This window comes from Solibacillus silvestris (assembly GCF_051967575.1).
In the GTDB taxonomy this organism is placed as follows: Bacteria; Bacillota; Bacilli; order Bacillales_A; family Planococcaceae; genus Solibacillus; species Solibacillus silvestris_B.
In genome coordinates this window covers 1-2153 of the sequence record NZ_JBQCJW010000073.1, presented here as the reverse complement: position 1 = coordinate 2153, position 2153 = coordinate 1, and the positions used below count along the sequence as shown (strand labels likewise).

The window sequence follows — 2153 nt, the reverse complement described above, 5'->3', positions numbered from 1 at the left end:
TCCTTTAGGGGCATTTGCATAATTCAATCAGCATGGTATGATATGTGTGAAAATAAACCATTACCGATGTCTGCTGAAAAATCGTGATCGAATATATGGGGATTTCATTAAAACTTATACTTTTACATCCATCGATAATTCAATATTTCATCTACTAGGGGCGCCTGTTTGGCTGAGAAGAACCCTTTGCACCTGATCTAGTTAATACTAGCGGAGGAAAGTAGTGTCGACCGGCTTATTTTGCTATATGTTGGGCTATGATACCACTTTCTTTGTTTGAAAGTGGTTTTTTTGTTGAAGCTATTTACAATGAGGGATTTCCAATGCGGGAAAATACTGTTTGCTTCCAGCAAGGAAAAGGAGGGATATGTGACGTGGTAATAGATAAGGAAACCGCTATCCGGAGGAATGAAGGCATAGAAAAATTTGCAGTAGATTCGATCAAAATAAGCTTTTTTAGGAGATGGCAGTGATGAATAAAACGAGAAAACTTACATATTCAGCGATTATAGCTGCAATTACAACTATTTTAAGCAGCTTTGTCTATATTCCATTAGGATTTGCCAAAATATTCCCGGTCCAGCATTTTGCAAATGTGCTGTCGGCTGTATTGCTCGGTCCATCTTATGCAGTATTGCAGGCTTTTCTTACATCTACAATGCGGAATTTAATGGGAACGGGAAGTATATTTGCGTTCCCGGGAAGCATGATCGGCGCGTTGCTGGCAGCCCTTCTTTTTTCAAAAACAAAAAAGCTCGGGTTTGCTGCATTGGGCGAAGTCTTCGGAACAGGATTACTCGGTGCTATTGCTACATATCCTATTGCCATTTTACTATTAGGGCAAGAAGCGGCTTTATTCGGTTTTGTGCCTGCATTTATGATGAGTTCGTTTACCGGGGCTCTTTTAGGTTATGGTTTACTCAAAATCCTGGTAAAAAACAAAGCCTTTGATGGAATGCTTTATTCCCAGACAAATTGACGTTATTTGAATACACAAGTAAGGGGTGCGTTAAGGCAAGAAGGAAAAATGCACTTTTTTGTTGAAGTTATTCAACTAACGAGGCAGGTTAATTCAATAAATGTTGTTTGAAGTTTAACGGGAATAAAAACAAAAAGAAGGGAGTGTTTTTTATGTTCAACAAAAAATTGAATTTGATTTGCGCAGTATTTTTAGCATTAGTAATTGCGGGCTGTAATGACAAAGAACCAATAAAAGAAGAAGCCATTCAACACAATTGGAATGAAAGCCCTCTTTTTAAATCAGGAAATTACACAATGATCGGGGAAGAAGGACGTTTGGGTTTTATTTACGATGATAGCGAAGTAGTTAGATTTTATCCAGACAAAGTACAAAAGTATATGTGGCACTTTTGGGGAAATGAAGATGAGTTAATTGGTGATTTTAAGGTTTTGGGAACTCACGAAAACAGTGATGAGGAAGTAACAGTTGTTTCAACAATAGGGAATTCTTTTCCTAGCCCTAATAATGGTGCTGATCAACATTCCCCAACTAATATGATGCTCCCTAAAAGCGGAATGTGGAAGTTGGATGCTTATATTGGCGATGAAATATTTGGAAGTGTTTATGTAAAAGTTCATGAAAAATAAATGACCCATTGAATTAACGGGTGTGTTAGTCGAAGAAGAATGGGCATAACTTATTTTATGGGGCTTTACTCATATTAAAACAGACTTTACTTTTTTAAACCCTCTGAAAAAAGATATTTCGCATGGAATGGAATAATAATGCCAGGCACAGACTGGTGTATGTACCTGGCACTTCTACTATCTAGGTCCGTCCCGATCTAAAATAGCCGATGTGTTTTCACGACGGAAAGTGTTCAATTTTGTAGTCGAACTGTCGACCTTCGCATATTCATTCAGCTCTTCCAAAGGGATGACATCGGTTGTTTGCACTTCCGTTGCATGTGTAAGTAATGCTTCGCTGTCATGATGCGAAAAGCCGAATGTCTCCTTTATTTGTTCAATTTCCGTTTCTTCATGATTGGCCTTCGAATTCTTCTTCATCTTTTTCACACCTCCTCTTTTTAGAATGTGTGATGCTTTAACCTTTATGTAAAGAATATTCCCTCTGCCGAATAAAATAAACGTAACACAAACTTTATCCCGCCTTATTAAACAAAAGAGGGACG

At 37.9% G+C, this 2153-nt stretch carries 3 protein-coding genes and 1 riboswitch; of the genes, 2 read left to right on the top strand and 1 reads right to left on the bottom strand.

What is annotated here, in order from left to right; genetic code table 11:
• The first annotated feature begins 146 nt into the window (after positions 1 to 146).
• A riboswitch (TPP riboswitch) is annotated at positions 147 to 236 on the top strand.
• 236 nt (positions 237 to 472) lie between these two features.
• Together thiW and ACTHOQ_RS18775 are read left to right on the top strand one after the other, a co-directional pair.
• Entirely contained in the window at positions 473 to 979 is a 507-nt protein-coding gene (gene thiW / locus ACTHOQ_RS18780) for an energy coupling factor transporter S component ThiW (RefSeq protein ID WP_440497716.1), read from the top strand.
• Between the two features lie 152 nt (positions 980 to 1131).
• A complete protein-coding gene (locus tag ACTHOQ_RS18775; protein ID WP_440497715.1) occupies positions 1132 to 1608 on the top strand; it encodes a DUF4871 domain-containing protein in 477 nt (158 codons plus the stop codon).
• Between the two features lie 177 nt (positions 1609 to 1785).
• Here ACTHOQ_RS18775 and ACTHOQ_RS18770 read toward each other — a convergent pair whose 3' ends face one another.
• On the bottom strand, positions 1786 to 2028 hold the full coding sequence (locus ACTHOQ_RS18770; RefSeq protein WP_440497714.1) for a cAMP-binding protein: 243 nt from the start codon (positions 2026 to 2028) through the stop codon (positions 1786 to 1788).
• Between the last annotated feature and the right edge of the window lie 125 nt (positions 2029 to 2153).

Bases quoted from the DNA above. Each gene is read 5' to 3' on its own strand.
- thiW (WP_440497716.1), top strand. From the start codon at position 473: ATGAATAAAACGAGAAAACTTACATATTCAGCGATTATAGCTGCAATT.
- ACTHOQ_RS18775 (WP_440497715.1), top strand. From the start codon at position 1,132: ATGTTCAACAAAAAATTGAATTTGATTTGCGCAGTATTTTTAGCATTA.
- ACTHOQ_RS18770 (WP_440497714.1), bottom strand. From the start codon at position 2,028: ATGAAGAAGAATTCGAAGGCCAATCATGAAGAAACGGAAATTGAACAA.